Here is a 26,601-nt window from a genome sequence, read left to right on the forward strand (position 1 = left end):
ACATCCAGATGAGCCCGTCATTACTGTGCAATCGCCATTGCTGCAAGACGAAAGCCGGTTTCGGTGTTTTTGCCCTTGCCTTGTCGTGCAGAAGCCACTAGGCACGGCTTCGAAATGTTTCGGAGTGTAGCGCAGTCTGGTAGCGCATCTGGTTTGGGACCAGAGGGTCGGGAGTTCGAATCTCTCCACTCCGACCATTTTACTTCCCACCTTCAAATGCCTGGCTCCCGAGCATCGATTGACCGGCTTGTCGGGCAGGCCTGTCTTTGTGTGCACATGCTGGACACGGCGACCGGGCTTGTGACGAATCGCACTCCCGAAAGACAGGCTTGGCTGCCCTCTTGGCGAAATCGGCCGGTTCGAATCAACGCAGCCGCGTCAGACGCTCGAAGCTTGATAAGATCAGCATCGCGGTCGCTGCCAACCCGGCGCAAAGCCCCCACCACACCCCCGTCGGGCCGATCGCATAAGACAGGGCCACAGCCACGGGAAGGCCGATCAGCCAATAGCCGACGAGGGTGAGGCCAAGCGTCAGCCTGGCACGGCCGATGCCGCGCATCAGGCCCACGCCGATGTTCTGCGAGCAGTCGAAGAGTTGGAGGACGGCTGCAATGGCAAGCAAATGGGCGACGAGCTGCATCACGTCCGCGGCGTTCGATCCCGATCCGGAAGCGAAGGGGGCGAGCACCACACCGGGCAGCAGGACATAGCCCGCACCGACGGCTGACATGACGGCAATGCCGATGCCGATACCGGTCGCGCCGTACCGGCGTTTCATCGCGCCCTGCCCCTGGCCCTGCGCCTCGCTGATGGCAACTGACGTGCCATGCGACAGGCCGACTGCCAGCATGAAGGCAATGTAGATGATCTGGTTGACGATGTTGTGGGCGGCCAGGGCAGCTTGGCCAAACGTCCCCATCAAAAGCGCAATGGCGACAGTAAAAGCGGCTTCCGAACCGTAAGTTGCCGAGGTCGGTACGCCGAGAGCCAGCGTGCGTTTCCAGGCTCCCGCATCCAACTGCAGAAAGGCTGGCGCGAGCCTGTACGCTCGATAGCGAGGGGATCGCAGGACATGGGCCGAAAGCGCGGCAAAGCTTGCCAGGTGAACCAAGGCGGCGGCAATGGCCACCCCTGACGCGCCGATCTGCGGCAAGCCGAAACGGCCGGTGGCAAGGCCGGAGGCAAGTGCTGCGTTGATGGCGATGGACGCCAAGGTGATCGCCAAGACCGGTCCCGGCTTTCTCAGGCCGACGGTGAAGCTGCGCAGCGCGTTGAACCACAGGCATGGCAGAATGCCCCAGGACGTTGCCATCAGGTAGATGCCTGCAAGCCGCGCCACCTCGGCATCCTGGCCCAGGATCAGCAGCAGTGGTTCAACCTGGGTCATGAACGCCATGGCAGCGAGGCCGGCCAATGTAGATATCTGCAGGCTCGCGGCAGCGTAGCGCGCGATCTTTCCGGCATCGCCAGCGCTTCTCGCCTCTTCGGCAACGAGGTTGGCCGTCCCGACTGCAAGGCCGACGCCCATCGTGCGCAGCAGGTTGAACAGCCCGATCGCCAGCCCTCCGGCAGCCAGTTCCACTGATCCGAGCAGGCCAAGCACGATGATCGAGGTGGTCGAGATCGCTACCTGGGCAAGCTGGGTCAATGCCAGGGGCACCGCCAGCTCCAGTATGTGGCGCGCGTCGTCGATGAAGCGCGACAAGTTGTGTGAATTCGCCATGTCGCGCTTCAGAAAGTCCCTATAATGTCAGGCGAGAATTCGGGCCGCGATGGTACGTGGAGAATCGGCCTTGAAGACGTCGGGATAGAGGATCGCGGCGGCCTCGTTGATGACCACGCGCCGGGCGATGGGGCCGTGCGATTCGATCCAGTGGTCGCCAACGAAATGGACCTTGCCTTCCTGCACCGCACGCAGCGACGACCAGATCGGATTGGTTTCGAACGGACGGTCCGGGCCGTAGTCATAGACGATGATGACGTCGGGATCGGCAACCAGCATGGCCTCGAGATTCATTTCGAAGGCGGTGTTGTCGGGTACTTCGGGCGTCGGGTTCTTGCCTGCGACATTGACCCCGCCGAGAGCGGTCAGAATGGAGGCCGTGACATCGTCCTCGTAGAAGGTCCATGGCGCTTCGCCCGAACCGTAGAAATAAAGATACTTGATGCCCCGGTCCTTCGGCGCCTTGGCCTTGAGGGCATCGAACTCGGCATGGAAATCTGAGACGAGCTTTTCGCCTTCCGCCTTCTTGCCGAGCGCCTCGGCGACCAGCAGCAGGTCGCGTTCGGAATCCTCGGGCGTTTCAAGGCGAACCGCGAGATAGGGCGCGATCTCTTCAAGCTTGCCGGCATTGGCTTCGGTGTAGCGCTTTATGGCAACGATCAGGTCGGGCTTTGCCTGCGCCAGGAGTTCGAGGTTAGGATTGGCCCGCTGCCCGATCTTGGGCACGTCGACAAGCCTGTCGAGCAAGTGGTCGGGGTTGCGGCCTTCGACCATGTAGGTGGAGGCAACAGGCGTGATGCCGAGCGCCAAGGCGACATCGGCACCGAAATAGGAGATGGCCGCCACTCGCTTGGCATCGTCGGGCAGCTTGATGGCCACGCCGCGGTCGTCGGTGATGGTGTGCGGTGCTGCCTTGGCTGCGGTCGCGAACATCGCCACCATGCCGACTGCGGTGGAACGGATCAGGAAATCTCTGCGATTCATGACATAGTCCTTTCAATGAATAAGACGTGAGGGAGCCTTGATCGAGCCGGTGGGAATGAACACCGGCGGGTGATCCTGATTGTGGGTGACGGTTGCGCTGACGCGGAAAGTCTCCGTCAACAGACGCTCGGTCATGACGTCGGCGGGTGCGCCCTGATCGATGATGGTGCCGCGATCGACCGCAACGAGATGGTCGGCGAAACGGACTGCCTGATTGAGATCGTGCAACGAAAGCACCACCGTGATGCCCTGGGTGCGGTTGATGTGCTGCAACAATTCGAGCACCTCGAACTGATGGCCGATATCGAGGAAGGTTGTGGGTTCGTCGAGCAAGAGGATCTCGGCTTCGACAGCTAGCGCCATGGCGATCCAGGCGCGGCGACGCTCGCCACCGGAAAGCGTCGAGACCATGCGGCCGGCAAGGCCGGTCATGTCGGTGGCGGCAATGGCGCGCGCCACTGCTTCGGCGTCACCGGGCGAGGTGCGCCCCAACAGGCCGCGATGCGGATGGCGGCCATAGGCGATGAGATCGGCGACGGTGATTTCCGGCGGATCGACCATTTCCTGGGGGAGGAAAGAAAGCCGACGCGCCAGTTGCTTGCGCGGCCATGCCGAGAGCTTTTGGCCGTCGAGTGCGACCTCGCCAGACATCGGGCGCAACAGGCCGGCCATGGCGCGCAGCAAGGTGCTCTTGCCGCAGCCATTGGCGCCGATGAGCGCGGTGATTTTGCCTGCGGGAACCGCGACACTAACGCCGCGCAGCACCTGACGCGCGCCATAACCGAGTGAGATATCCTGGCAGGTCAGGCCGTTCATACGCGTCGTCCCAGAAGCACGAGGAAAATCGGCACGCCGATCAGCGCTGTGACGGCGCCAACAGGGATTTCGGCCGGCGGGGTGATGACGCGGCCGACGAGGTCGCCGAGCGTCACCAGCAGAGCGCCCAGAAGTGCCGAAATCGGTAGCGACCTGGCCAGCGACGTGCCGACCAGCCGGCGCGCGGCATGAGGCGTTATGAGGCCGACAAAGCCCAATGGCCCGACGATCGCGACCGCGCTCGACGCCAGCACGGTGGCAAGGGCGATGGCAGCGAACCTGATCGCGCCGACATTGACGCCAAGTGTTGCCGCCGCATCGTCACCGATCGAAAGCAGATCGAGCTTGGCCACCATCACCGGCAGCGCCAGCAGCCCGGCAACGGTCCAGGGCAGCAGATGCAGCGCGTGCTCCCAGCCACGGGCATAAAGGCTGCCCGACAGCCATAGCAATACGGTCTCCATGCGCGTCGAACCCCAGGCGGCGAAAATCCCGAGGCCCAGCGCCTGGAATGTGATGCCAATGGAAATACCCGCCAGCACCAGCCGCAGCGGGGTGGCCCCGGCGCGCCAGGCGACGAGATAGGTCAATGTCGCGGCAACCAAGCCGCCGATCAGCGCGACGAAGGGCAAGGGTGCGACCGGATATGAGGTCAGCTTGCTGCCGTCGGTCTGGCCCCAGTAGACGGTGACGAGCAGGAAGACCATCACGGCAAGCATCGCGCCGCCTGAAATGCCGAGCACGTTGGGGTCGGTCAGCGGATTGCGTGTCGCCGCCTGCAGCAGGTGGCCCGAGACGGCGAGATGAATGCCAACGATGATACCGATCACGACACGGGGCAGCCTGATGTCCCACAAGATGCCGGCGTCGTCTCCCGTGCGAAAGAACAGGGCCTCAAGCCCGCGATGCAGGCCGAGATCGGCAGCGCCGTTGAGCGCGGCAAGAAGTGCAAGGGCCACGAGTGCGCACAAGCTGCAAGCCGCCGTCGGCCAGAACGGGAGCCTGCTCACGCCGTCTTCCTCCAGACCAGGTGGACGAGGAAGGGGCCGCCGACGATTGCCGTCAGCACCCCGATCGGCAGTTCACGCGGGGCGGCCATGGTGCGGGCAAGCGTGTCGGCACTCAGCAGTGCGATGGCCCCGAGCATCGCCGATACAGGCAGCAGCACCTGGTGCCTGACACCGACGATGCTGCGGGCGATATAGGGAATGCACAGGCCGAGGAAACCGATGGGGCCGGCGACGGCCACGACGCCGACCGACAGGACGATCGCCGTCAGCGCGCCGGCCACGCGCCAGAAACGTATATTGAGCCCCAGCGTTTCAGCTGCCTCGTCACCCAGCGCAAGCAGGTCAAGAGGACGCGCCAGGACGACGCAGGCACCCAGGCCCGCGACAGCCCAGGGCAGCATGACGCCAAGATGTTGCCAGCCCCGACCGGCAAGCCCGCCGGTGAGCCAGAAGAACGCGGAGGCAACCGTCGGCCCGGCGTGGACCAGCGCCGTGGTAATGCCGGCGGCGCAGAAGGAGGCGACCGCGGAGCCTGCCAGAGCCAGCCTTACCGGCGACAATCCACCGGCCGAGGCGATCAGCAGGCTTGTACCTCCGGCGAGCAGCCCGCCGGCAAGACCGATGATAGGATGAATGACGGCCGGGACCGAGGGCACGAAAACGTAGAAAACAACGATGGCAAAGCTTGCGCCGGTCAGAACACCGGTCAGGTCGGGGGACGCAAGCGCATTGCGTGCCACGCCCTGCATGACCACGCCCGAACAGGCGAGTGCTGCTCCAGCCAGGATGGCCAGAAGTTCGCGTGGAATGCGCAGCTTCCAAAGGATCGCCGCTTCAGGTCCCGCGCTTCGCCCCAGCAGCGCATCGATGACAACCTGAAATGGCGTGGTTACTCCGCCGACGAACAGCCCGGCGAAGCCAATGCCGGCGAGCACAACCAGGCCTAGGGCCATCAAGCCGAGAATGCCAAAACAGCCTTTGCGGCCCGGTTTGGCGGCCTCACCGTCAGAAGATGTGCTACCGATCAGCAACGTCATGGCGCCGCGCCGGTCTTCTGGTGAAGGAACATCGTTCGCATTGCGGGCCATGCTTATTGATGAGGACAGTTCTCAAGTTTTATGGCAAATTGCCCACCACCACCCAATGTGCAATCGAAAACTTCTCAATCCGGCATGCAAATCTCTCAAGCAGGACCGCCCCGGTTCCCGTCTCTGAACACGCTGCCCGCATTCGTTGCGGTGGCGCGTACCGGTAGCCTGACGCTGGCGGCCGAGGAACTGCGCCTGACGCCGGGCGCAATCAGCAGGCAAATCAAGACGCTTGAGGAGAGTCTTGACACCGCTCTTTTCCAGCGCAGCCACAACGCTGTCGTGCTGACGGAATCCGGGCGGCGCTTCCTCGCCCACGCCAAGGGTGCTCTTGCTCTTGTCGAAACCGGCGCACGGGAAATTTCGCCCAACCGGGCGCGGCTTACCGTGCAGGCTCCCATCACGCTGACACAGCGCTGGCTGATCCCGCGCATCGGATCGTTCAGGAGCAGTTGCCCGGGGGCCGATCTGTCGTTTCGTTCGCAAAGACCAGGCAACGATGCGGCGGATCTTACGATCGACTATGTCAGAGGCACGGAGCCGACCGCATTGTCGAACGCGTTCCTTCTGGACAGGACAGTCAGCGTCTGTACGCCCCAATTGTTGCGGGGGCTCGCGGAGCCGCTTTCACCTGAAGCTCTATTCGACCTGCCGGTCCTGCTCGACACGGCGGATGCGTGGTCATGGCTGCAATGGTCGGCCTCTGCCGGGGTGGAGTTTGCGCCCAAAGCCGGCGCCATAACCTTCGATACCGACGAGGCGGCGATCGACGCCTGCATTTCCGGCCTCGGGGTCGGACAAGCCAATCCCGCTTTCATCGAAAACGAGCTCAGGAGCGGCATGCTGGTGCCGTTGTGCTCCGGGATATCGGCGATCGTTGGCGCGTATGAAGCGACGATAGACGCCTCAACGGCTCTCAGCCAGCAGTTCTCGTCCTGGCTGCGCCAGTGGGGATCGGGATCGGCAACCGTCTGACGGGCCCCAGTTCGGAATGGTGCGAATTGGCGTTCAGGACGAAAAGATTGACCAGTTCATTCTTTTGGCCAGTTGCTCAAGCGCGATCGAGCCGAGCATCGAATTGCCGCGATCGTTGAGCCCGGGCGACCAGACCGCAATAGATGCGACCCCCGGCACGATCGCCAATATTCCACCGCCGACGCCGCTCTTGCCGGGTATGCCGACGCGGAAGGCGAACTCACCCGAACCGTCATAGTGGCCACAAGTGAGCATCAAGGCATTGATACGCCGGGCACGCTCTCCCGAGATGACCGTGTGATTCAACGAAGGAATTCGGCCGGAATTCGCCAAGAAGCGCCCGGCATTCGCCAGTTGTTTACAGCTCATCGCAATGGCGCAGTGGTGGAAATAGACGCCAAGCGTCAGTTCCGGCGCATGGTTCAGGTTGCCGAAGCCCTTGAGGTAATTTGCGAGCGCGAAGTTGCGGTAACCGGTGGCGCGTTCGGAACTGGCGACGTCGCGGTCGATCACGATTGTTTCGTCATCGGCAACGGAACGGACGAAACTCAGGATCTCGCCAATCGCCTCGCGCGGTTGATGGCCGGCCAGAAGTACGTCCGAGACCACGATCGCGCCGGCATTGATGAACGGGTTTCGAGGTATCCCCTCTTCCCGCTCCAGTTGGACGATGGAATTGAAAGGCGTGCCCGAAGGCTCGCGGCCCACACGTTTCCACAAGGTGTCGCCGACACGCCCCAAGGCCAATGCCAGCGTGAACACCTTGGATATGCTTTGGATTGAAAAGGGCTCGTCGGCATCGCCGGCAGTAGCGACCCCACCATCATTCATGATGACGGCGATCCCGAATTTCGCCGGATCGACCTTTCCAAGCTCCGGGATGTAGGACGCGACCTCGCCGCGCTCGGGCGCGTTCGCCATCTCGGCAACGATTTGGTCCAGAGCAGCTTTCAATTCAGACATCGCGGTTCCCGAAAAGCCATGTGGCTCGAATCGACAGGTGCCGTCACTAAGCCACCTTTCATGCGCTCAAGCCAAGCGCGGTGATACTGTGTACGCGCTGGCATGGCATGCGCACTTCGCTGCCACCGCAATTGCCGCTGAGGTACGTATACTCCGCCGCGCCCGGCGCTTGATGAAACAAAGTCTAGTGCTATCGTTCTATTGAAGCTGAATCAGCAATATCCGAATCCGCCTTTGCATTCGATCTGGCTTGAGCCTAGTGAATCCGTTCACAGGCCGTTCGCTAAGGGCGAATGACTTTGGTAAACGGGTCGCGGGCCTGGGTGGGGGAGGCAAACGATTGGCGGAGCTATCCGAACAATTCATCGATCAGATCTACGAGGCCTCCTTCATACCAGAGAAGTGGCCCATATTACTTGGCGGGCTCGCGCAGGCCGTCGAGGGCATGGGCGGCTATCTCTTCACCATCAGCCGGGGCGCTTCGGCCTATCTCGCTTCGGACGCAGTCGCACCGCATGTGGAGGCGTTCATGCGCGAGGGCTGGATGACAGTCAATGCACGCGCCGCTCGAGCAGAGGCCCTGGCATATCCGGGCTTCATCACCGATCTCGATGCCTTTACCGAGCGAGAGCTCGAAACGGAGCCGATCTACCGCGATTTCCTTCATCCCCGAGGAATCGGCTGGGCTGCCGGCACGCATATCCCGATCCCCACCGGAGACGTGCTGTCGTTCAATCTCGAACGGACGACAGCTCGCGGTCCCTTCGAGCGGGGTTATGTCGACGCGCTCGACCGCATGCGTCCGCATCTCGCCCGCGCCGCAATGGTGAGCGCCCGAATCGGTCTCGAAAAGGCCCGTGCTGGCGCCGACGCGCTGGATGCACTCGGCATGCCAGCGGCGGTGCTGGGTGCGCGTGGCCAATTGCTGGCCTGCAACGGGCTGATGGACACGCTGATACCGGCAGTCGTAAAGGACGGTTCCAGTCGCGCGCAGATCGTAGACAAGAAGGCCGATGCCCTGCTCGAGAACGCGCTGACGGCGCTTGCCGGCGGCACCAGGCGCGGCGTCGTACAGTCGTTTCCGATCACCGGAGAGGACGGCAAGCCGACCAGTGTGGCGCATCTCCTGCCGGTGCGCGGTTCAGCACATGACCTCTTCAGCCGCATGCACAGCATCCTCGTCGTCATGCCCCTGCCCGGTCCGGGTGCGCCGCCGGCCAAAGTGCTTCAGGCGCTGTTCGATTTGACACCGAGCGAAGCGCGGATTGCCTCGGCACTGGCCGACGGCAGCACGATCGACGCCATCAGCGCCGATTTCGGCATCGCCAGGGAAACCGTGCGCTCGCATCTGAGGTCGATATTCGCCAAATCGGGTGTCTCCAAGCAATCGTCGCTTGTGCGGCTTCTTCTCGGGGTCACGCTTCCGCGCGGTCTGCTGAATGGCCACTAGACCATCGGCTAATCGACAGTTCGTATGTGACCTGCGCATCTGGTTTGTGGAGGAATATCAGTGCCCTATCTCGACATCTATCTCGCTCAGCTTATCGACCCGTTCCGCATCGGCCTGCTTGTTGCGCTGATACTGACGGCAGCCAACACCGCGCAAGCGCTCAACCGCTGGATTCCGATTGTGCTGGGCATCATCTTCGTCGCGGTGCTTATCCCGTTCAGCCTCGGGTCGGCGGATGGGCAGTCCACGACCACGGCGGTGGTCGTCGGCCTTGCCTCCAACGCCACCATCCTCGCGGTTCTGCTTGCGGCAAAGGCGCTGTATTCGCGCCTCGCCTGAAGCTCAGAGCTCCAGCTCGCCCTGCCCTGCGTCGAGCGCGCCGATCGTTTCGGCGGCGAGCGCGCGGGTAATTCGGGTCTTTTGCTCGAGTGCAGCACGGTCGAGCCGGTCGACCACGCGTATGGCGGTCGACAGCGAGCGCTCGATGCGCCGAACCAGAAACTGCACGACATGCGGTTCGACCTCGACCTGACGGTCGGCGAAGAGCTTGGTGATGACCCCCGCCAGCAGCATGTCGTCGGGTTCCTCGATCTCCACAGTCGCCGCAGCCTTCAGGCGTGAGGCGAGATCCGGCAGCGACACGCCCCAGGACGCGGGAAAGCTGCGCGTGGTGAGCAACAGATGCGAGCCCGCCCCACGAACAGTGTTGATCAGATGGAACAAACCTTCCTGATCGAGCCTGCCCTGATCGGCATCGTCAATCAGCACGGGGACAGCGCCGACTTCGCCCAGATGCGCGGAAATATCGGACGGGCTGAGCTCGATCGCACCGGCATGCTCGCGCCAGATCGCGGCAAGGTGCGACTTACCCGATCCTGCGGGGCCTGCGAGCAGCACCACGGGTGCTGGCCATTCCGGCCAGCGGTCGATGAGTGCGGCAGCCTGCGCATTGGCCTGCGACACAACCAGGTCGTCGCGCGTCAACCCCGGCGAATGGCCGAGGTCCAGAGGCAACTGGCGCGGTTTGGAGGGCTCGCGCGTCACCGTCATTTTTCCGAACTTGCGCCGCCGGTCTCGCGATTTACGGCAGGCGGCGGCACCGCATGGCCGTGATAGAGCGGCGAATCGAGATAACGCGCGATCGCAAAGCGTACCAGCACCGCGACGGCTGCTGCTGCTGGCACAGCCACCAGCAGGCCGACAAAACCGAACAGCGCGCCGAAGGCAAAGAGCGCGAACATCAGCCATACCGGATGCAGGCCGACGCTCTTGCCGACAAGGCGTGGCTGCAGGATGTTGCCCTCGATGAACTGGCCGACGAAGAACACGCCAGCCACCGCCACCACCATTGTCCAGTCAGGCCAGAACTGCACGAAAGCGACGCCGACCGACAGCACCAGCCCGACCATCGAGCCGACATAGGGGATGAAGCTGATCAGCCCGGCGAAGAGGCCGATGAGCACGCCGAAATTGAGCCCTGTCAGCGTCAGGCCAATCGCATACATCACGCCCAGCACCAGACAGAGCGTGCCCTGGCCACGGACGAAGCCAGCGGTCGCCGCGTTGATGTCGGTGGCAAGCTGGCGCACGGTCTCGACATGGTCGCGCGGCACCCAGCTGTCGACGACCGCGACCATGCGATCCCAGTCGAGCAGCATGTAGAAGGCGACCACAGGCGTGATGACGAAGAGGCTGGCGATGGAAAACAGTGCCACGCCCGAGCTCCAGATCGACTGGAACACGGTGGTCAGGAAGCCGAAGCCGGCGCTGAGCAGTGAATTGAGCCCTTCGCGCAAGCCTGCCGCATCGACGCCAAAGCGTTGCTCCAGCCATTGCGGATTGTAATTGGTGACCAGTTGCTGCAGCTTTTCGACATAGCCGGGCACCTTGGCCGCGAAGTCGGCCATCTGAGACGCCAGCACCGGGATCAGCACCACCAGCGCCAATGTCAAAAGCACGATGAAGCAGATGAGGATTACCACCGTCGCCATGACCCGAGACAGGCCCAGCCGCTGCAGTCGATCCGCCACCGGGTCGAGGAAGTAGGCCAGTGCCATGCCAGCCACGAAGGGCAGCAAGATATTGCTGAACAGATAAAGGAACGCGACGAACAGCATCGCCGTGATCAGCCAGAAGCGGATCTGTTTGCGGAACGCCGCAGCGGCGGCTTCTTCGGCCGCCTCGTTATCGGTTGGGAGTTTCGCCTTCGCCATAACCGCTCATGTGCCTCAGCCAGGCGACGAGATAGGCTGCCGCGGAAGCGACGGTCAAGAGGCCGGACAGCATTATCAACGCCGGGCGAACCGGCCCCAGGTCGAGCGTGAAAGCCAGTTCGGCCAGAACGATCGCCGCCAGGATGATCTGCATGGCGGTATTGACCTTGGAGACCATAAGCGGCTTCACCACCACCGGGTGCCCCATGATGGTCGACAGCAGCACCGCGCAGACGATCAGCGCATCACGCGACACGGCAAGGATCACCAGCCACAGCGGCAAGTGGCCCATGATGCCGAGCACGACGAAGACGCTGACCAGCAGCAGCTTGTCGGCCATCGGATCAAGGTAAGCGCCGAGCTCGGATCGCTGGTTGAAATGGCGCGCGATGAAGCCGTCGACGCCGTCCGAAACACCAGCAATGACGAAACCGGCGAACGCCCAGTCCCACTGCCCCGACAACATGGCGTAGATCACGCATGGTACGAGCACCAGGCGCATGATCGTGATCATGTTGGGAATAGTCACAACCTGCGTCCCGCCTTTGTCTTTCGCCGATACTCTTTGTCTTTTCCCGATACATGGGCGAGACTTCACGCCACCGCAAGTGACAGGCCGCAATGTGGGGCCTGTCCACCGCTTTGGCGAGTTGATTGTGCCGCATCCGGCCTGTCTCGCTTGCGGGAACGGGCCGTTCATGCGAATAGCGCCCCAAAAGCGCACGGCATCAGGATTTGACGATGAGCGAAAGCAGCAAGGGTCTCACCTACGCGCAGGCAGGTGTCGATATCGACGCCGGAAACCTGATGGTCGAGAAGATCAAGCCGCTGGTGCGCTCGACGCGCCGGCCAGGCGCGGATGGCGAGATCGGCGGCTTCGGCGGATTGTTCGACCTCAAGGCCGCCGGCTTTACCGATCCGATCCTGGTCGCGGCCAATGACGGCGTCGGCACCAAGCTCAAGATCGCCATCGACGCAGGCAAGCACGACACCATCGGCATCGATCTCGTTGCCATGTGCGTCAACGACATTGTCGTGCAGGGCGCGGAGCCGCTTCTGTTTCTCGACTATTTCGCCACCGGCAAGCTCGACCCCAACCAGGGCGCAGACATCGTGTCCGGTATCGCCGAGGGCTGCCGCCAGGCCGGCTGTGCGCTGATCGGCGGCGAGACCGCCGAAATGCCGGGCATGTATCACGGCAACGACTACGACCTCGCCGGCTTCGCCGTCGGTGCCGCCGAGCGCGGCCAGCTTCTGCCCACCGATGATGTTGTCGAAGGCGACGTACTGCTTGGCCTCGCCTCCTCGGGTGTGCATTCCAACGGCTATTCGCTGGTGCGCCGCGTCGTCGAGAAATCCGGCCTCAAATGGAGCGACCGCGCGCCCTTCGCCGATGGGCCGACGCTGGCGGAAGCGCTGCTCGAACCTACCCGCATCTACGTCAAGTCGCTACTCAGGGCGATCCGTGAGACCCACGGCATCAAGGCACTGGCCCATATCACCGGCGGCGGATTCCCCGAAAACATCCCAAGGGTGCTGCCCAAGGAGTTCTCGGCCGAGCTCGATCTGTCCGCCATCGAAGTGCCTCGCGTCTTCTCCTGGCTCTCTGCGACCGGCGGGGTCGCACCAGAGGAAATGATGCGCACCTTCAACTGCGGCATCGGCATGATCGCGGTTGTCGGCGCCGGCCAGGCAGCACAGGTTGCCGCCGTGCTGCAGGAAGCCGGCGAGACGGTCACCCCCATCGGGCGCATCGTGCCGCGCCGCGACACCGGCGTCATCTACCGCGGTTCGCTGTCGCTATGAGCACGCCGCGCAAGCGTACCGTCATCCTGATCTCGGGCCGCGGCTCCAACATGGCCGCGCTGATCGATGTTGCCGCAGATCCGGCCTTCCCCGCCGAAATCGTCGGCGTCATCTCCGACAAGCCCAACGCACCGGGCCTTGGCATCGCCGCCAGCCGCGGCATTGCCACCAAGGTGGTGGCGCGCGGCGATCACGCCAGCAAGGACGCCCATGACGCTGCTATCGACGCGGCCCTGACCGCCTTTGGCGCCGAGATCGTCGCACTTGCCGGCTACATGCGGCTGTTGACCAACGGCTTCGTCGAGAAGTGGCAAGGCCGGATGATCAACATCCATCCCGCTTTGCTGCCATCCTTCAAGGGTCTCGACACCCATAGCCGCGCGCTCGAAGCGGGCATCCGCGTCCATGGCTGCACCGTGCATTTCGTCACACCTGAGATGGACGACGGCCCGATCATCGCCCAGGCCGCCGTGCCCGTCCTGATCGACGACGACGAGCCGACGCTGTCGGCGCGCGTGCTCAAGGCCGAACACCGGCTCTATCCCCTCGCCCTCAAGCTGTTTGCCGAAGGCAAGGTACTGATGGAAGGCGGTCGGACGACCTATTCAGGCTTTGGCGACGCGATCGGCCACGATGAGATTGCCGCGCCCAACCCGGTGCGCGACGAGATCGATCTCGAACAATTGGCACGCATCACACCCTGACCGGGAGGCGCGTATGGCGAAGACAAGGCAATTGCTGCTTCTGCGCCACGCCAAATCGAGCTGGGACGATCCGACACTCGCCGATTTCGATCGGCCACTCGCCCCGCGCGGTCACAGGGCCGCGCCGCGCATGGGCACAGAGATCGCAAAACGAGCCTGGCTGCCTGACCTGGCCTTGGTTTCGCCGGCGGCGCGCACGCGTGAAACCTGGAAGCTGGCCTCCACGAACTGGCCCAGACCTCTGCCCGAGGCTGTTTTCCCAGAAAGCCTCTACGGCGCTTCAGCCAATGACGTCTTCAATGCCGCGAAGACGACGCCCAAGGACGTCGGCACATTGCTGATCATCGGCCACAATCCGGGGCTCGAGACATTCGCTGCACAACTTTCCGGCCCCGGCTCGAACGGCAATGCTGTCCAGTCCCTTCAGGAGAAGTTCCCGAGTGGGGCACTCGCCCGTTTCGAGTTCGAAGGTGGCTGGGATGAACTGCGCCCCGGCTTCGCGCGCCTGACTCATTGCCTGAGGCCGAGGGACCTTGGCTGAGCAGCGTCACCACCGGCGGCGAGGCAGTGGTGCCGGCAATGCCGCTCTGTTAGGCATCAGCGGATCTCAGCGATTTCAGCGTACCGAGCCATCTTTTCCTTCCTCCGCGTTCCGGTGACCTGGCGCTGCAAAATAATAATTGCATATGCAATCAATTGCCGCTATCGTCACGTCATGTTCGATCGCTGTATCTACTTCAACACCACCGCACTGGCGCGCCAGCTCGACCGGATCTGGTCGAAAGCCTTCGCCCCTTTTGACCTGACCCCGCCACAAGGCTTCATGTTGCGGGCGATTCTGGCGCGCCCAGGCCTGCTGCAAAGCGAGCTCGCCGACGAATTGAAGATCGCGCGGGCGACGGCCACGCGTGGCCTCGACGGGCTGGAGGCCAAGGCCCTTATCGTCCGCAACAAGTCCACGCGTGACAAACGCGAATCCGCGATCACTCCAACAGCTGAGGCGCTGGCCATCATGGATGCGCTGAACGCCGCAAGCGGAGCGACCACGGAGAAGCTGGCCACACTTTTCGGTGAAACCGTTTTCGCCGGCTTTGTCGAGCAGGCGAGAGACATCGCTTCAAAACTGGAATGATCCGACCGAATAGTTGCATATCTAACTAATGGAGAGAAACCATGCCTATCCTCAGCGTCAAGATCGCCGCCCAGCGCAGCGACACCCTCACGGGAGACGTCGCCGCGATGCTGGCCGAGCACACCAGCAACATCCTCGGCAAGAAGCCTGAGGTGACGGCAATCGCCATCACCTATGTCGACCCGCGCGACTGGATCGTTGCCGGAAGGACCCTTCAACAGCACGGCAAGTCGAGTTTTGCGCTGGAGATTAAGGTCACGGACGAAACCAACACCAAGGATGAGAAGAAGCGCTACATCCAGGCGGTCTTCGACGGCTTTGCGAATATCCTCGGCGCCATTCACGAGGAAAGCTACATCCACGTGCACGACGTCAAGGCTGCGGCCTATGGTTATGGCGGCAAGACTCAGGAGTTCCGCTACCATCATTCCTGACCGCTCGGCGTGCCGGGCCTGAGGCCCTAGGTTCGGAACTTGCGGCGCAGCAGCGATACCAGCCAGGGCGCTGCGAGAATGAGTACGGCGCCACCCAGCCATACGACGACGATCAGCGGACGTAGGACGACGCCAACCAGACCGACCAATCCGCCGAGAAAGCCGGTGGTTTGCGAACTGTCGAAGGCGCCGACGACCTCCGTGCCGATGCCGGTCGCGGCTGCGGCGTCCTTGCCGGTCTCGACAATCGCGCCGACATTGGCGGAAGCCCAGGCAAGGATACTATCGACGAGGCCATAGCCGACCCAGGCAAACAGCGACCACAATACAAGCAACGTGAGCGCCACCGCCGTACCGAACCTCGGCATGCGCGAACGACGCTCGACTTTCGCCGGACCGTCGCGCCCGAACGCCTGGCTTGCCTGTTCGCCGGAACTCCGTTTCTCTGCGTCACCACGGCGACCGCTCGCCGCCTTACCCAGCCGAGCGTTGAGGGCCTCAAGGACCTCGCCGAGCTGGCCACCATGGCCTTTTCCGCGTCCCTTATAGTTGTTGTTGAAGTCGCCCATCGACCGTCTCCGAATTCGTCAGCGCCGACGAATCATCGGCCGGGCAGAGATAGGAACTCTGAATGTTAGAGATAATAGGGCAATCTGCTGAAAGGACAGCGTGACGCAGGCTTGCGTCAATGAATCCGTTCCGAAGGCGCGCAGTTCTCGCGCTCCAACTGAAGCGTGGTGTGATGCAGGTCGAACTTGTCCTGCAGCCGTTGTTCGATCGCCCGTCGCACCGCCTCGGCATCCGCACCTTCGTCGAGAACCGCGTGCGCTGTCAGCGACGCCTTGCTCTGGGTGATCGCCCACAGATGCAGATCGTGGACGGACGCCACCCCGGGAACGGTCGCGATGGCGTTTTCGACCTCGGCGAGGTCCATGCCCGGCGGAACGCCTTCGAGCAAGATATTGATGCACTCCTTGAGCAGGACCCAGGTGCGCGGGAAGACCATGAAGCCGATGCCGACGGCAAGCAGCGAGTCGACCCATTGCCAACCGGTGAGCCAGATGACCGCCGCACCCGCAATCACACCGATCGAACCGAGCATGTCGGCCCAGACTTCGAGATAGGCACCTTTTACATTGAGGCTGCCGTCCTTGTGGCCGGACAGCAGGCGCATCGAAGTCAGATTGACCAGCAGGCCGACGACGGCGATGCCGAGCATGCCGATAGACTGGATGTCCTGCGGCACCGAGAGCCTGATGTAGGCTTCATAGAGAATGTAGAAGGCGACGGCGAGCAGCAGCAGCGCGTTGAACGCCGCAGCCAGGATCTCGAAACGGGCATAACCGTAGGTGCGCAGCAGATCGGCCGGGCGTCGGCCGACATTGATCGCCACAAGCGCGATCGCCAACGCCATGGAATCCGTCAGCATGTGCGTGGCATCGGAAATCAGCGCCAGGCTACCGGTGACGAAACCGCCTATGGCCTCCGCCACAGTAAAAGCGCAGGTCAGGCCGAACGCCATCCATAGCCGCGACGCCGGGGTATTTTCGATGTCGCCGTGCGCATGGTCGCCGCTCATGATGCCCCTCAGGCGGCTGGCCTGATCCATACCTTGTTGTCGTGCACGGCAGCACCACCATAAGGCGCAGGCGCATCCGCACCGGTCAGGACATTGATCCCCTCGCCGCGCTCGTGGTCCGAGTTCGGCCAGATGCCCTCGGCGATGACGACGCCGCGCTTGATCTTGTCGAACAGCCTGACATGCAGCACGACCTCGCCGCGCTTGTTGCCGATCTCGACACGGTCGCCCGACGACAGGCCGAGTTCGGCTGCGTCCTGCGAGTGGATCAGAAGTTCGGGGCGCCCTTCCTTGTCGCGCGACACCGGCGTTTCGGCGAATGTCGAGTTGAGGAAGTTGCGCGCCGGAGAGGTCGCCAGCCGAAACGGATGCTCGGCATCGGCCACTTCGATCAGGTCGACATGGTCGGGGAATTCCGGGAGCTGCGCGACGGGGCCGAAAATGCCCATGCTTTTCGGCGGCTTGTTGGGCGCTGTTCCGCCGTTCCACTGCGGCTTGAAGCGGAACTTGCCGTCGGGATGGCCAAACCCCTTGAGGAAGTGCGCGTCCTCGAACGCCGGCTGCAGGTCGGCCCAGCGCTGGTCCTTGAACGAATCGAAATCGCCCAAGCCCTTTTTCTCCAGCATGATGTTGATGTGCTGGCGTTCGGTCATGCCGAAGCCGGGCAAGTGCGACACGCCCAGCCGCTTGCCCAGTTGCTCGATGACGTAGTGGTTGGTACGCGGCCCCTCCGGCGGATCGATCAACTTCGGGCCGAGCGTGACGTGCTGGTTGCCGCCACCCTTGTAGATGTCGTCATGCTCCAGAAACATGGTCGCGGGCAAAACGACGTCGGCGAGCTTGGCCGTGTCGGTCATGAACTGTTCGTGCACGCAGGTGAACAGGTCGTCGCGCAGGAAGCCCTTCACCACCAGCCGCTGTTCGGGCGCGACATTCGCCGGGTTGGTGTTCTGGATCAGCAGGGCTGTCACCGGCGGGCCGCCGTAAAGGGCGTCTTCATGGTTCATCAGCACCGGGCCAATGCGCGAATGATCGAGGTAGCGGATGCTGGGGTCACGCAACTTGGTGCCCTCCAACAGTTCGCCGTTGAACTTCAGTACGCCCGAATTTGAATGGAAGGCACCGCCGCCCTCATATTGCCAGGCGCCTGTCACCGCCGGTATCGACAATGCAGCGTGCATGTTGACCGAGCCGTTGCGCTGGCGCGAAAAACCGTAGCCGAGGCGGAAGAAGGTCTTTTTCGTGGTTCCAATCAGCCGGGCGAAAGCCTCGATCTCCTCGACTGCCAGACCAGTGATCGCAGCCGCCCATTCCGGCGTCTTGTCTCTGAGATGCGCTTCCAGCCCTATTGGGTCGTCGGTGTATCTTTCGAGATAGGCACGGTCGGCCAAACCTTCCCTGAACAGCACGTGCATGGCAGCGCAGGCAAGCGCCGCGTCCGTGCCGGGCTTCAGCACCAGGCCCAAATCGGCCTGTTTCATGGTTGCGGTTTCGTAGATGTCGATGACGACGATCTTGGCGCCACGTTCCTTGCGCGCCTTGATCGCGTGGGTCATCACATTGACCTGGGTGACTACTGCATTGGTGCCCCAGATGACGACACAGTCGGACTTGGCCATCTCGCGCGGATCGGACCCGCGCAGCGAACCCGTGCCCATCACATAGCCGGTCCAGGCGAGGTTGGTGCAGATCGACCCGAAGAAACCCGAATACTTCTTGGCGTGACGCAGCCGCTCGATGCCGTCGCGCTGCACCAGCCCCATCGTGCCGGCGTAGAAATAGGGCCACACGGTTTCGGAACCCAGCTTTTCCTCGGCGGCGATGAATTTTTCGGCGATCAGATCGAGAGCCGCTTCCCAGCTCGCTTCCTTCCAATTGCCGTCGCCCTTGGCGCCGGCACGGATCAGTGGCTTCAGCAGACGGTCGGGATGGTGGACGCGGTCGGCATAGCGGGCAACCTTGGCGCAGACGACACCCGCCGTATAGCTGTTGTCCTTGGCGCCATGCACGCGCCCGATACGCTTGTCATCGAGCAGTTCGACATCGAGCGCGCAGGTCGAGGGGCAATCATGCGGACAGGCCGAATGGCCGATGCGGATTTTCGTATGGGTGTTCATGGGTCGATCGTATCGGGATTTGACTGGAGCCGACATAAGAATGTTCGCCCGCCAAATGTCCAGTCATTGCGCGCTTTCCGTGAAGCAATTCACGGTTGTAGACATGGCCAGCGATAAATCTATTATTGCGGACAGTCTCCGACATAATGGAAAGGTGAAGATGCTCAAGCGCTCGTTAGGGAGGTTAGCATGCCCGATCCAAGGACATATCAATTCAATCTTCCCAGCAATTCGGCACCGACCAACGTCAAACTTGACGAGGAGTGGTACCCAGGCATCATTCCTTACGCAATTTCGGCCTCGACCAGGCGCACTGTCGATGCCATTACCGGCATCAGGGCGATCGTCATTCACGCGACCGCCGGCGCTTCATCCGAAGGCGCCGTCTCGGTCATAAAGTCGAGAAGCGCAAGCTTCCATTGGCTGGTCCCAGACGAAAACGAAGCCGCACACGCCAAGAACGTCTGGGCCACCTGCCATGAGGCACGTCGCGCCTGGCACGTCCGCAACACAGCTTCGCATCCGGACGTCTATTTCGGCGAGCAAGGGGTCAACGACTACTCGCTCGGGATAGAGATCGTGAACATGGTCGCTTCGAGCGACCGCTACTCTGATTGGCAGGTCGCCGCCACGGCACAGATCGTCAGGTACTGCTGGGAGAAGTACCCAAACCTGAAGTACATCGTTTCCCACGCCAAGCTGGACCCGACCCGGCGCACGGATCCTGGTGCCCATTTTCCGTGGGACAAGTTTCGGGAGACGGTTCTGGACTCCCCGGAAAGTCCGGGAGAAGCCATGGTCGCCGGACTTGCCCGCAACGCGCGCGAGATCCGGGAGCAGGTGATCTTCGACGATTGATCGTGGCGCGCATGCCCCGTCGCAACGAGCCTGCGAACCTTGCTTGCCGCATCGCTGCTGACACAAGCTCGCGGAGCAGCCCTACTCCGCGACGCCTTCCTCATATTCCGCCGACATTGTGAGCCACTTTTCCTCATGGCCATTGAGCTGGGCTCCAAGCTGCGAACGCTCCTTGGCAAGTTGCGTCGCCGTCGTCGGATCCTTCTCGTACAGCTTCGGGTCGGCAAGCTGGTCCTCGATGCTGTCAATGCGCTTGCGGATGCGATCCATCAGCGCCTCGGTAGCCCGGATTTCCTTGGCGAGCGGCTCCATTGCGGCACGGCGGGCGGCAGCCTCGCGGCGCTTGTCCGCCTTGGAGGCCTTGTCGGCCTCACGCCTTTCGCGCCGGTCGCCAGACACACCGGTCACCAGCGTCTTGTAGTCCTCAAGGTCGCCGTCATACGGATTGACCGAGCCGTCCTTGACCAGCCACAGCCGGTCGGCCGTCGCCTCCAGAAGGTGACGGTCGTGCGAGACCAGGATCACCGCGCCCGGAAACTCGTTGAGTGCAAGGATAAGCGCCTCGCGACTGTCGATGTCGAGATGGTTGGTAGGTTCGTCGAGGATGAACAGGTTCGGCCCGTCGAAGGCGGCAAGGCCCATCAGCAGACGCGCCTTTTCCCCACCGGACAGGTCCTTGGCCGCAGTGTTCATCTTGTCGGTGGCAAGACCGAACTGGGCGACCCGGGCGCGCACCTTCGATTCCGGCGCGTCCGGCATGAGCCGCCGCACATGCTCGTAGGCGTTTTCCTCGGGCCTCAGATCGTCGAGCTGGTGTTGGGCGAAAATCGCAACCTTTAGACCTGGAGCGATGGTCACCGACCCGCTCTCGGCCTTCAGCCGCCCGGCCAGAAGCTTGGCGAAGGTCGACTTGCCATTGCCGTTGGCGCCGAGCAGCGCGATGCGGTCGTCGGCATCGATGCGCAGCGTCATCTTCTTGAGGATCGGGCTGCCCGGCTGGTAGCCGACATTGACGGCGTTGAGGGCGACGATCGGCGAAGCAACCGTCTTCACCGGCTCTGGAAAGCTGAACGGCCGCACATTGTCTTCGACGAGGGCGGAGATCGGCTTCATCTTTTCCAGCGCCTTGATGCGCGACTGAGCCTGGCGAGCCTTGGACGCCTTGGCGCGGAAGCGATCGACGAAGGACTGCAGGTGCTTGCGCGCCGCCTCCTGCTTGACACGGCCCTTTTCCTGCAACTCGCGCTGCTCGCTGATCTGGCGCTCGAACTGGTCGTAGCCGCCGCGCCAGAAGGTCAGTTTCTTCTGGTCGAGATGGACGATCGAATTGACGGCCCGGTTGAGCAGGTCGCGATCGTGGCTAATCAGCAAGACGGTGTGCGGATATTTCGAGACGTAATTCTCGAGCCACAGCGTGCCTTCGAGGTCGAGATAGTTGGTCGGCTCGTCGAGCAGCAGAAGGTCCGGTTCGGCGAACAGCACCGCCGCCAACGCGACGCGCATGCGCCAGCCGCCCGAGAAGGACGAAGCGGGCCGCCGCTGCGCTTCATCGTCGAAACCGAGGCCGGCGAGGATGGTGGCGGCTCGGGACTCGGCCGAATGCGCGTCGATGTCGGCAAGGCGAACATGAATCTCGGCGATACGGTGCGGATCGGTCGTCGTCAGCTCTTCGGCGAGAAGTGCTGCGCGCTCGACATCGGCCTTGAGCACGATCTCGATCAGCGGCTCCTCGGTGCCCGGCGCTTCCTGCGCCACCTGGCCGATGCGCGTGTTCTTGGGCAGGCTGACGCTGCCGCTTTCAGAACTGAAGTCGCCGGTGATCGCCTTGAACAGCGTGGTCTTGCCGGTGCCATTGCGCCCGACCAGTCCTGCCTTGGTGCCGGCAGGCAGCGTCAGCGACGCATGGTCAAGGAGAAGACGTCCGGCGATGCGGAGGGAGAGATCGTTGATAATGAGCATGACGTGGCGGTTTTGGAGGAGAGTTGCGACAATGGCAAGGGTGCGCGCTACCCATTAGCTACAACGCATAGTCGAATGGGCGCCCATGCCCGGATCAGTGGCCCCGATCAGGCGAAGGCTGGCCTGATCGTGCGGTGCAGCGCCTCGCCTGCCATTTCGCCTGCACCATCAACAGCAGGACCGTCGAGCGACGCCGGTGGCGGCGACGCATGACCGAGCGCAAACAGCGCGGCACTGCCCGCTGCAAAGATGGCAAACAGCATGAACATGCCCTGCCCGCCCAATGCTCCGAGCGCCAGCCCGCCGAGCAAGGGCCCGAGAAAATTGCCGACAGAACTGAGCGAGTGCGCGCCGAAATAGGCGCCACGGTTGTCGTCGTTGGCGATCTTGTCGACCAGCACATACTCCGCCGGCACGACCAACACCTCGCCAATGGTGAACAGTACCATGAAGCCGATCAGCATCGTCGCGTTGGTGGCGAAGGCAAAACCGACTTCGCCGCCGAGAAACAGCAGGCAGCCCAAGACCATCGCCTTCATCGGTCCGATCTTTTCGATGACCATGCGGGCGGGCGCGCTGGCAAGCACCACCACCGCCGCATTGGTGGTTACCAGCCAGGCGAATATCTTCATGCCGTCGGCTAGATTGGTGGTCAGGTATTGGGAGAGCGTCACCGACCACTGGCCGTAGACCGCCATCAGCAATACACCGCCGCCTACATAGAACAGCAGCCTGCGGTCGCGCAGTGCCGTGCCCAGTCTGCGAATTCCTGGAGCCTTGGCAAATGCGGTGCGCCCGGTGCTATAGGCCAGCACCGCAGGCACGACGATGAAGATGGCCGCGGCAAAGGCGAAATGGACAATGCCCGCAATGACGAAGGGCAACGGAGAATTGGCGCCGATGGCAAGGCCGATCATCGGGCCGACAGCCCAGCCGGCGTTGATCACCAGATAGCGCCAGGAGAACATCTTCAGCCGAAGCTTTTCAGGGGCCGCGTCGCTCATCAGCGCACGCGACACCGGCTCATATACGGCAGCGGCTACCGACGAGACGATATGAGCCAAGGCAAAGGCTGCGACAGACTGCGCCAGACCCAGGCCGACAAGGCCAAGTCCGGCAAACAGCAGCGCCGTAACCAGCACCACGCGGCGGCCAATGCGGTCGGATATCGTTCCGGCGAACGGACTTACGGCCGCCCCCAGCAGCGGCCCCCCACCAATCAACACACCGATTAGCGCCGGGCTCAGCCCGAAATCCTGCTGCAACCGGATTGCCAGAAAGGTCAGGCTCATGCCTCGGGCGATAGCTATCATGCCGGAGCCTGCAATCAGCAGCAGCACGATGGCCTGGCCGGTCTTTTCGCCATAGGCGCGCATGAGTTCTCCGCATTTCGAGAGTGCCTCGCACTCCAGCGCTACGGCCGTGGCGTTCGCCATGCCGTCTTGCCGAGATACCAGCCAAAGGCAAGGCAAACCAGCCGCTGATCTTATGATCCAGACAGCTCATGACAGAACGCGCTCTTGGTACTTACAAAAGAACCAAGCTCGTCTTCAGGCAAATGCCCTGCCATCTTCCGTCCGCTGGAAGTAAATCAGGTCGAGCCCGACGGATTCTCGGCCAAGCACGGTCAGGATCATGTGAGCCTGCCCACGATGATGCGTCTGGTGATTGAAGAGATGGATGAGCGCTGGCGCGAGCCGTTGCGAGATCGTGCGCATGTCGGTCACGGTCATGTAGGTGAAACGGCCGGCAAATGCCTTGTCGCTGAGCGAGCCCACCCACTGCACGATGCGCTTGTCCTCGGCCTGCCGCGCTGCGCGCAGTTTGGCGAAATCAGCGTGGATGATGGTGTCCAGCGATGACGGCGCATCGCCCTCGCCGGTAAACCGTTTCAGCCAGACCCGATCAGCGACCAGAAGATGGTTGAGCGTGCCTTTCATCGACTTGAAGAACGCACCGGTGTCAGCTTCATACTCCGCCAAGTCCAGATCGGCGGCAGCCTCGTAAATCCGTTCGTTGGCCCATTGATTGTAGGCGGCCAACATCATGAAATGCTGCTTCATCTGCTATCCTTCGGTGCTTCGCAAATCACTAGCCACTTACTACAGCCCATCGGGAACCGCCGCCAATGACCATTCTTTTCTACGACCTTGTTGGACGAGATGCAGCGCGTCCTTTCAGCCCGCATTGCTGGAAAATTGCGATGGCGCTTGCCCACAAGGGGCTCGACTACAAGGCGGTGCCGACACGCTTCCTCGACGTGCCCGGCATCGAAGATGGCGCGTCGACGACGATCCCCGTCATCCGTGACGGCGAAAAGGTGATCGCGGATTCCTTTGCCATCGCGCTTTATCTCGAAGAAGCCTATCCGGACCGGCCGACGCTGTTTGGCGGCTCGGGTGGCGAGACGCATGCCCGCTTCATCGAACGCTGGTCACAATTGACGGTGCATCCCTATCTCGGGATGACTGCCCTCACCGCCCTCCACGGCATGCAGGATGAAGCCAACGCGGCCTATTTCCGCCAGAGCCGCGAGGTGCGGTACGGCAAGACGCTGGAAGAGGTGGGTGCGGGGCGCGACGTCGGGCTCGCAGCCTTCAGGGCCTCGCTCGAGCCTTTGCGCAGCATGCTGGCCTACCAGCCGTGGATCGGCGGCAGCGGGCCACTATTCGCCGACTACATCGTGTTCGGTGCCTTCCAGTGGGCCCGCATCGCCACGCCCTACAGGCTGCTGGACGACGCGGACCCGATCGCCGAATGGCTCGCACGTTGCCTCGACCTGCATGCCAGCCTGGGGCAACGTGTGTCGGCAGCGGCATAGGCTTCGCCCTTGCCCCCTTGGCAATGCGGCGGGCGGCCTGTATAGAGCCCGCCACACTGCAAATCCCCAGATCACAAGGACCTATCATGGCGATCGAACGCACATTTTCGATGATCAAGCCGGACGCTACCAGGCGCAACCTGACCGGCGCCATCACCAAGATGCTCGAGGATGCCGGCCTGCGCGTCGTGGCGTCCCGCCGCGTGTGGATGAGCCGCCGCGAGGCAGAGGGCTTCTACGCCGTCCACAAGGATCGCCCCTTCTTCGGCGAACTGGTCGAGTTCATGTCGTCGGCTCCGACGATCGTCCAGGTTCTCGAAGGCGAGAACGCCATTGCCAAGAACCGCGAAGTGATGGGCGCCACCAACCCGGCCAACGCCGAGGAAGGCACCATCCGCAAGGTCCACGCGCTGTCGATCGGCGAAAACTCGGTGCACGGCTCGGACGCCCCCGAGACTGCTGCCCAGGAGATCCGCTACTGGTTCTCCGACACTGAAGTCGTCGGCTAATCCAGCCAGCGAGCAGCGGCCTTCAAGCCACTGATCCAGAATCGAAAAAGCCGGGGCTCGCGCCTCGGCTTTTTCTTTTGTCCTAAGCTCGCGGCCAAGTGGCTTGCACGTTTGGATCAACTCCGGGCGATGAAGCGAAGAATGTCCTTGCCGTTCTTGTCGGCCAAAACAAGCTTGTCTCCGTCGACATGGAACGAAGCAGCGCGGCTCAGCGCCTGGTGAAACTCGTGTTCCTGGTTCATCGCCGCCTGCTCGCAAGCCATCTGGGTCGAGCCCACTTGGCCAAACTCGATCTTGTCGCCGTCGATCTTGGCACTGCCGAAGAAATTGTTGCAGCCACCCCGACCGGACACCTTGCCGTCGGTACCGATGAGCAAGGTTGGCTTCGCCTTTTCGATGACTCCGCGACCTTCAATGTCGGATGCCACCCAGTCACGATCGAACAGGGCGACCTCTTCGGGCGCGCTCGACTGGCGCACCATCTTGACGAGGATTATTTGCGGGCCGGCCGTCAGCGGATCGAGCGCATGGCGCTCGTCATTGATGAACCAGAGCTTGCCATCAACATTGATGCGGGCCTGCAAGGCATAAGTCATCTTGGTGTTGATCGCGGTGGGATCGAATGGAATCGCAAACTTGATCGGCACCTGCCCCGCCGGGTCCACTTTCTGTTCCCCGAGTATCCTGGCGGGTGCATCGGCCAGAGAAACGTCGGCAAGCTGCACCGAAAGCACAGCATTCGCCGGCAAGGCGATGCGCTCGCGGTATAGTACTTCGCCGGTGACCAGTGTCTCGTCTGCCGTAGCCAGCGCGGGCACGGCCAGCATCCCGATGACCAGCGGCGCAAAGCCGAAAAGTAGAAATTCCGCGAGTTTGCCGAGCAAAATAGCCTCCCTCTTTCAGTGGTTGCCAGGACGTCGCGTGACACTTCGCCTTCCGTCAAAAGACAGAAGTACGAATGAATGCGGTGGTTCCGTGGCCGTCGGTCAGGATTTCGCCCAGCGCTGGGCAGCGGCGCTATCGCTTTCCTTTGCGTCGACCCAGCCGCCTTCGCTGCCGTCGACACGGTGCTCCTTCTTCCAGAAAGGCGCGCGCGACTTGAGATAGTCCATCAGGAAATTGGCCGCTTCGAAAGCCGCCTGCCGGTGTTTTGAAGCGGCGACCACCAGGACGATGTTTTCTCCAGGCCTGACCTTGCCGAAGCGATGGATGGCGGTGATGCCAGCCAGTGGCCAACGCTCGATCGCCTCGCCGGCGATGCGCATGATCTCGGCCTCGGCCATTCCGGGATAATGCTCGAGTTCAAGCGCCGCAAGACTTCCGGCCTCGTCGCGGCACAAGCCGGTGAAGGTCACTACCGCGCCGATATCCGGCCTGCCTCGCGTCAACAGTGAAATCTCGGCGGCAACATCGAAGTCGGCCGCCTGGATGCGCACCGTCGGCACGACGGCAACCGTCAT

The 26,601-nt window shown here is 62.5% G+C and carries 28 protein-coding genes and 1 tRNA gene; 12 read left to right on the forward strand and 17 right to left on the reverse strand.

What is annotated here, in order from left to right:
- Nucleotides 1-120 precede the first annotated feature (120 nt).
- Nucleotides 121-197, forward strand: a tRNA-Pro gene (locus C8K44_RS04420).
- Between the two features lie 167 nt (nucleotides 198-364).
- On the opposite strand, the gene C8K44_RS04425 is transcribed toward C8K44_RS04420, so the two are convergent.
- Genes C8K44_RS04425 through C8K44_RS04445 form a run of 5 tightly spaced genes read right to left on the reverse strand, consistent with a single transcriptional unit; the run spans nucleotide 365 to nucleotide 5,570 of the window.
- Nucleotides 365-1,723 (reverse strand): MATE family efflux transporter, encoded by a 1,359-nt coding sequence (locus C8K44_RS04425; RefSeq protein WP_109574556.1) that lies wholly within the window; start codon nucleotides 1,721-1,723, stop codon nucleotides 365-367.
- A gap of 27 nt (nucleotides 1,724-1,750) precedes the next feature.
- Nucleotides 1,751-2,707, reverse strand: coding sequence for an ABC transporter substrate-binding protein (locus C8K44_RS04430; RefSeq protein WP_109574557.1), 957 nt, complete (start codon nucleotides 2,705-2,707; stop codon nucleotides 1,751-1,753).
- Between the two features lie 12 nt (nucleotides 2,708-2,719).
- Nucleotides 2,720-3,523, reverse strand: coding sequence for an ABC transporter ATP-binding protein (locus tag C8K44_RS04435; protein ID WP_109574558.1), 804 nt, complete (start codon nucleotides 3,521-3,523; stop codon nucleotides 2,720-2,722).
- Nucleotides 3,520-4,533 (reverse strand): iron ABC transporter permease, encoded by a 1,014-nt coding sequence (locus C8K44_RS04440; RefSeq protein ID WP_199227009.1) that lies wholly within the window; start codon nucleotides 4,531-4,533, stop codon nucleotides 3,520-3,522. The genes C8K44_RS04435 and C8K44_RS04440 overlap by 4 nt, the downstream gene beginning before the upstream one ends.
- Nucleotides 4,530-5,570 carry an iron ABC transporter permease gene (locus C8K44_RS04445; RefSeq protein ID WP_158282708.1) on the reverse strand — a complete coding sequence of 347 codons (1,041 nt, stop codon included), beginning with the start codon at nucleotides 5,568-5,570 and terminating at the stop codon, nucleotides 4,530-4,532. The genes C8K44_RS04440 and C8K44_RS04445 overlap by 4 nt, the downstream gene beginning before the upstream one ends.
- Nucleotides 5,571-5,705: 135 nt before the next feature.
- Between C8K44_RS04445 and C8K44_RS04450 the strand changes: the two genes are divergently transcribed.
- Nucleotides 5,706-6,596: a LysR family transcriptional regulator gene (locus tag C8K44_RS04450; RefSeq protein ID WP_199227010.1), complete on the forward strand. Its 891-nt coding sequence runs from the start codon at nucleotides 5,706-5,708 to the stop codon at nucleotides 6,594-6,596.
- A gap of 33 nt (nucleotides 6,597-6,629) precedes the next feature.
- Here the strand turns inward: C8K44_RS04450 and C8K44_RS04455 are convergent, their stop codons facing one another.
- Nucleotides 6,630-7,559: a glutaminase gene (locus tag C8K44_RS04455; RefSeq protein WP_109574561.1), complete on the reverse strand. Its 930-nt coding sequence runs from the start codon at nucleotides 7,557-7,559 to the stop codon at nucleotides 6,630-6,632.
- A 340-nt stretch (nucleotides 7,560-7,899) separates the two neighbouring features.
- Between C8K44_RS04455 and C8K44_RS04460 the strand changes: the two genes are divergently transcribed.
- Together C8K44_RS04460 and C8K44_RS04465 are read left to right on the forward strand one after the other, a co-directional pair.
- The gene (locus C8K44_RS04460; RefSeq protein ID WP_109574562.1) at nucleotides 7,900-9,009 is read left to right on the forward strand and encodes a helix-turn-helix transcriptional regulator; all 1,110 of its coding nucleotides are present in this window, start codon (nucleotides 7,900-7,902) and stop codon (nucleotides 9,007-9,009) included.
- Nucleotides 9,010-9,069: 60 nt separating this feature from the next.
- A complete protein-coding gene (locus tag C8K44_RS04465; RefSeq protein WP_109574563.1) occupies nucleotides 9,070-9,348 on the forward strand; it encodes a hypothetical protein in 279 nt (92 codons plus the stop codon).
- Nucleotides 9,349-9,351: 3 nt separating this feature from the next.
- Here the strand turns inward: C8K44_RS04465 and hdaA are convergent, their stop codons facing one another.
- From hdaA to C8K44_RS04480, 3 genes are read right to left on the reverse strand one after another with little or no spacing between them, the layout of a single operon-like run.
- Nucleotides 9,352-10,053 (reverse strand): DnaA regulatory inactivator HdaA, encoded by a 702-nt coding sequence (gene hdaA, locus C8K44_RS04470; protein WP_245417361.1) that lies wholly within the window; start codon nucleotides 10,051-10,053, stop codon nucleotides 9,352-9,354.
- Nucleotides 10,054-10,055: 2 nt separating this feature from the next.
- A complete protein-coding gene (locus C8K44_RS04475) occupies nucleotides 10,056-11,222 on the reverse strand; it encodes an AI-2E family transporter (protein WP_109574565.1) in 1,167 nt (388 codons plus the stop codon).
- Nucleotides 11,194-11,751 carry a CDP-alcohol phosphatidyltransferase family protein gene (locus C8K44_RS04480; RefSeq protein WP_109574566.1) on the reverse strand — a complete coding sequence of 186 codons (558 nt, stop codon included), beginning with the start codon at nucleotides 11,749-11,751 and terminating at the stop codon, nucleotides 11,194-11,196. The genes C8K44_RS04475 and C8K44_RS04480 overlap by 29 nt, the downstream gene beginning before the upstream one ends.
- A gap of 212 nt (nucleotides 11,752-11,963) precedes the next feature.
- Between C8K44_RS04480 and purM the strand changes: the two genes are divergently transcribed.
- From purM to C8K44_RS04505, 5 genes are all read left to right on the forward strand, one after another.
- Entirely contained in the window at nucleotides 11,964-13,028 is a 1,065-nt protein-coding gene (gene purM / locus C8K44_RS04485) for a phosphoribosylformylglycinamidine cyclo-ligase (protein ID WP_109574567.1), read from the forward strand.
- On the forward strand, nucleotides 13,025-13,732 hold the full coding sequence (purN, locus tag C8K44_RS04490; RefSeq protein WP_109574568.1) for a phosphoribosylglycinamide formyltransferase: 708 nt from the start codon (nucleotides 13,025-13,027) through the stop codon (nucleotides 13,730-13,732). The genes purM and purN overlap by 4 nt, the downstream gene beginning before the upstream one ends.
- A gap of 13 nt (nucleotides 13,733-13,745) precedes the next feature.
- A complete protein-coding gene (locus tag C8K44_RS04495) occupies nucleotides 13,746-14,273 on the forward strand; it encodes a histidine phosphatase family protein (protein WP_109574569.1) in 528 nt (175 codons plus the stop codon).
- 114 nt (nucleotides 14,274-14,387) lie between these two features.
- Nucleotides 14,388-14,864: a MarR family transcriptional regulator gene (locus C8K44_RS04500; protein WP_245417362.1), complete on the forward strand. Its 477-nt coding sequence runs from the start codon at nucleotides 14,388-14,390 to the stop codon at nucleotides 14,862-14,864.
- 41 nt (nucleotides 14,865-14,905) lie between these two features.
- A complete protein-coding gene (locus C8K44_RS04505) occupies nucleotides 14,906-15,298 on the forward strand; it encodes a tautomerase family protein (protein ID WP_109574571.1) in 393 nt (130 codons plus the stop codon).
- Nucleotides 15,299-15,324: 26 nt separating this feature from the next.
- On the opposite strand, the gene C8K44_RS04510 is transcribed toward C8K44_RS04505, so the two are convergent.
- The 3 genes from C8K44_RS04510 to C8K44_RS04520 all read right to left on the reverse strand — a co-directional run bounded on the left by C8K44_RS04510 (nucleotide 15,325) and on the right by C8K44_RS04520 (nucleotide 18,994).
- On the reverse strand, nucleotides 15,325-15,867 hold the full coding sequence (locus C8K44_RS04510; RefSeq protein WP_109574572.1) for a hypothetical protein: 543 nt from the start codon (nucleotides 15,865-15,867) through the stop codon (nucleotides 15,325-15,327).
- Between the two features lie 116 nt (nucleotides 15,868-15,983).
- Nucleotides 15,984-16,877, reverse strand: coding sequence for a cation diffusion facilitator family transporter (locus C8K44_RS04515; protein WP_109574801.1), 894 nt, complete (start codon nucleotides 16,875-16,877; stop codon nucleotides 15,984-15,986).
- An 8-nt stretch (nucleotides 16,878-16,885) separates the two neighbouring features.
- On the reverse strand, nucleotides 16,886-18,994 hold the full coding sequence (locus C8K44_RS04520) for a molybdopterin oxidoreductase family protein (RefSeq protein ID WP_109574573.1): 2,109 nt from the start codon (nucleotides 18,992-18,994) through the stop codon (nucleotides 16,886-16,888).
- Nucleotides 18,995-19,183: 189 nt separating this feature from the next.
- On the opposite strand from C8K44_RS04520, the gene C8K44_RS04525 reads away from it, so the two are divergent.
- The gene (locus C8K44_RS04525; RefSeq protein WP_109574574.1) at nucleotides 19,184-19,852 is read left to right on the forward strand and encodes an N-acetylmuramoyl-L-alanine amidase; all 669 of its coding nucleotides are present in this window, start codon (nucleotides 19,184-19,186) and stop codon (nucleotides 19,850-19,852) included.
- An 81-nt stretch (nucleotides 19,853-19,933) separates the two neighbouring features.
- Here C8K44_RS04525 and C8K44_RS04530 read toward each other — a convergent pair whose 3' ends face one another.
- From C8K44_RS04530 to C8K44_RS04540, 3 genes are all read right to left on the reverse strand, one after another.
- Nucleotides 19,934-21,811: an ABC-F family ATP-binding cassette domain-containing protein gene (locus C8K44_RS04530; protein ID WP_109574575.1), complete on the reverse strand. Its 1,878-nt coding sequence runs from the start codon at nucleotides 21,809-21,811 to the stop codon at nucleotides 19,934-19,936.
- A 107-nt stretch (nucleotides 21,812-21,918) separates the two neighbouring features.
- Complete coding sequence (locus tag C8K44_RS04535) at nucleotides 21,919-23,247, reverse strand: MFS transporter (RefSeq protein ID WP_245417363.1); 1,329 nt, start codon at nucleotides 23,245-23,247, stop codon at nucleotides 21,919-21,921.
- 114 nt (nucleotides 23,248-23,361) lie between these two features.
- A complete protein-coding gene (locus C8K44_RS04540; protein ID WP_109574577.1) occupies nucleotides 23,362-23,874 on the reverse strand; it encodes a DinB family protein in 513 nt (170 codons plus the stop codon).
- A 65-nt stretch (nucleotides 23,875-23,939) separates the two neighbouring features.
- Between C8K44_RS04540 and C8K44_RS04545 the strand changes: the two genes are divergently transcribed.
- Both C8K44_RS04545 and ndk read left to right on the forward strand, forming a co-directional pair.
- Nucleotides 23,940-24,632, forward strand: coding sequence for a glutathione S-transferase family protein (locus tag C8K44_RS04545; RefSeq protein ID WP_109574578.1), 693 nt, complete (start codon nucleotides 23,940-23,942; stop codon nucleotides 24,630-24,632).
- Nucleotides 24,633-24,718: 86 nt separating this feature from the next.
- Nucleotides 24,719-25,141 carry a nucleoside-diphosphate kinase gene (gene ndk / locus C8K44_RS04550; RefSeq protein ID WP_109574579.1) on the forward strand — a complete coding sequence of 141 codons (423 nt, stop codon included), beginning with the start codon at nucleotides 24,719-24,721 and terminating at the stop codon, nucleotides 25,139-25,141.
- 116 nt (nucleotides 25,142-25,257) lie between these two features.
- Here the strand turns inward: ndk and C8K44_RS04555 are convergent, their stop codons facing one another.
- Both C8K44_RS04555 and C8K44_RS04560 read right to left on the reverse strand, forming a co-directional pair.
- A complete protein-coding gene (locus C8K44_RS04555; protein WP_109574580.1) occupies nucleotides 25,258-26,025 on the reverse strand; it encodes an META domain-containing protein in 768 nt (255 codons plus the stop codon).
- Nucleotides 26,026-26,127: 102 nt separating this feature from the next.
- Complete coding sequence (locus C8K44_RS04560; protein WP_109574581.1) at nucleotides 26,128-26,601, reverse strand: molybdenum cofactor biosynthesis protein MoaE; 474 nt, start codon at nucleotides 26,599-26,601, stop codon at nucleotides 26,128-26,130.

Origin of the sequence: Aminobacter sp. AP02 (assembly GCF_003148805.1) — a bacterium.
In the GTDB taxonomy this organism is placed as follows: Bacteria; Pseudomonadota; Alphaproteobacteria; order Rhizobiales; family Rhizobiaceae; genus Aminobacter.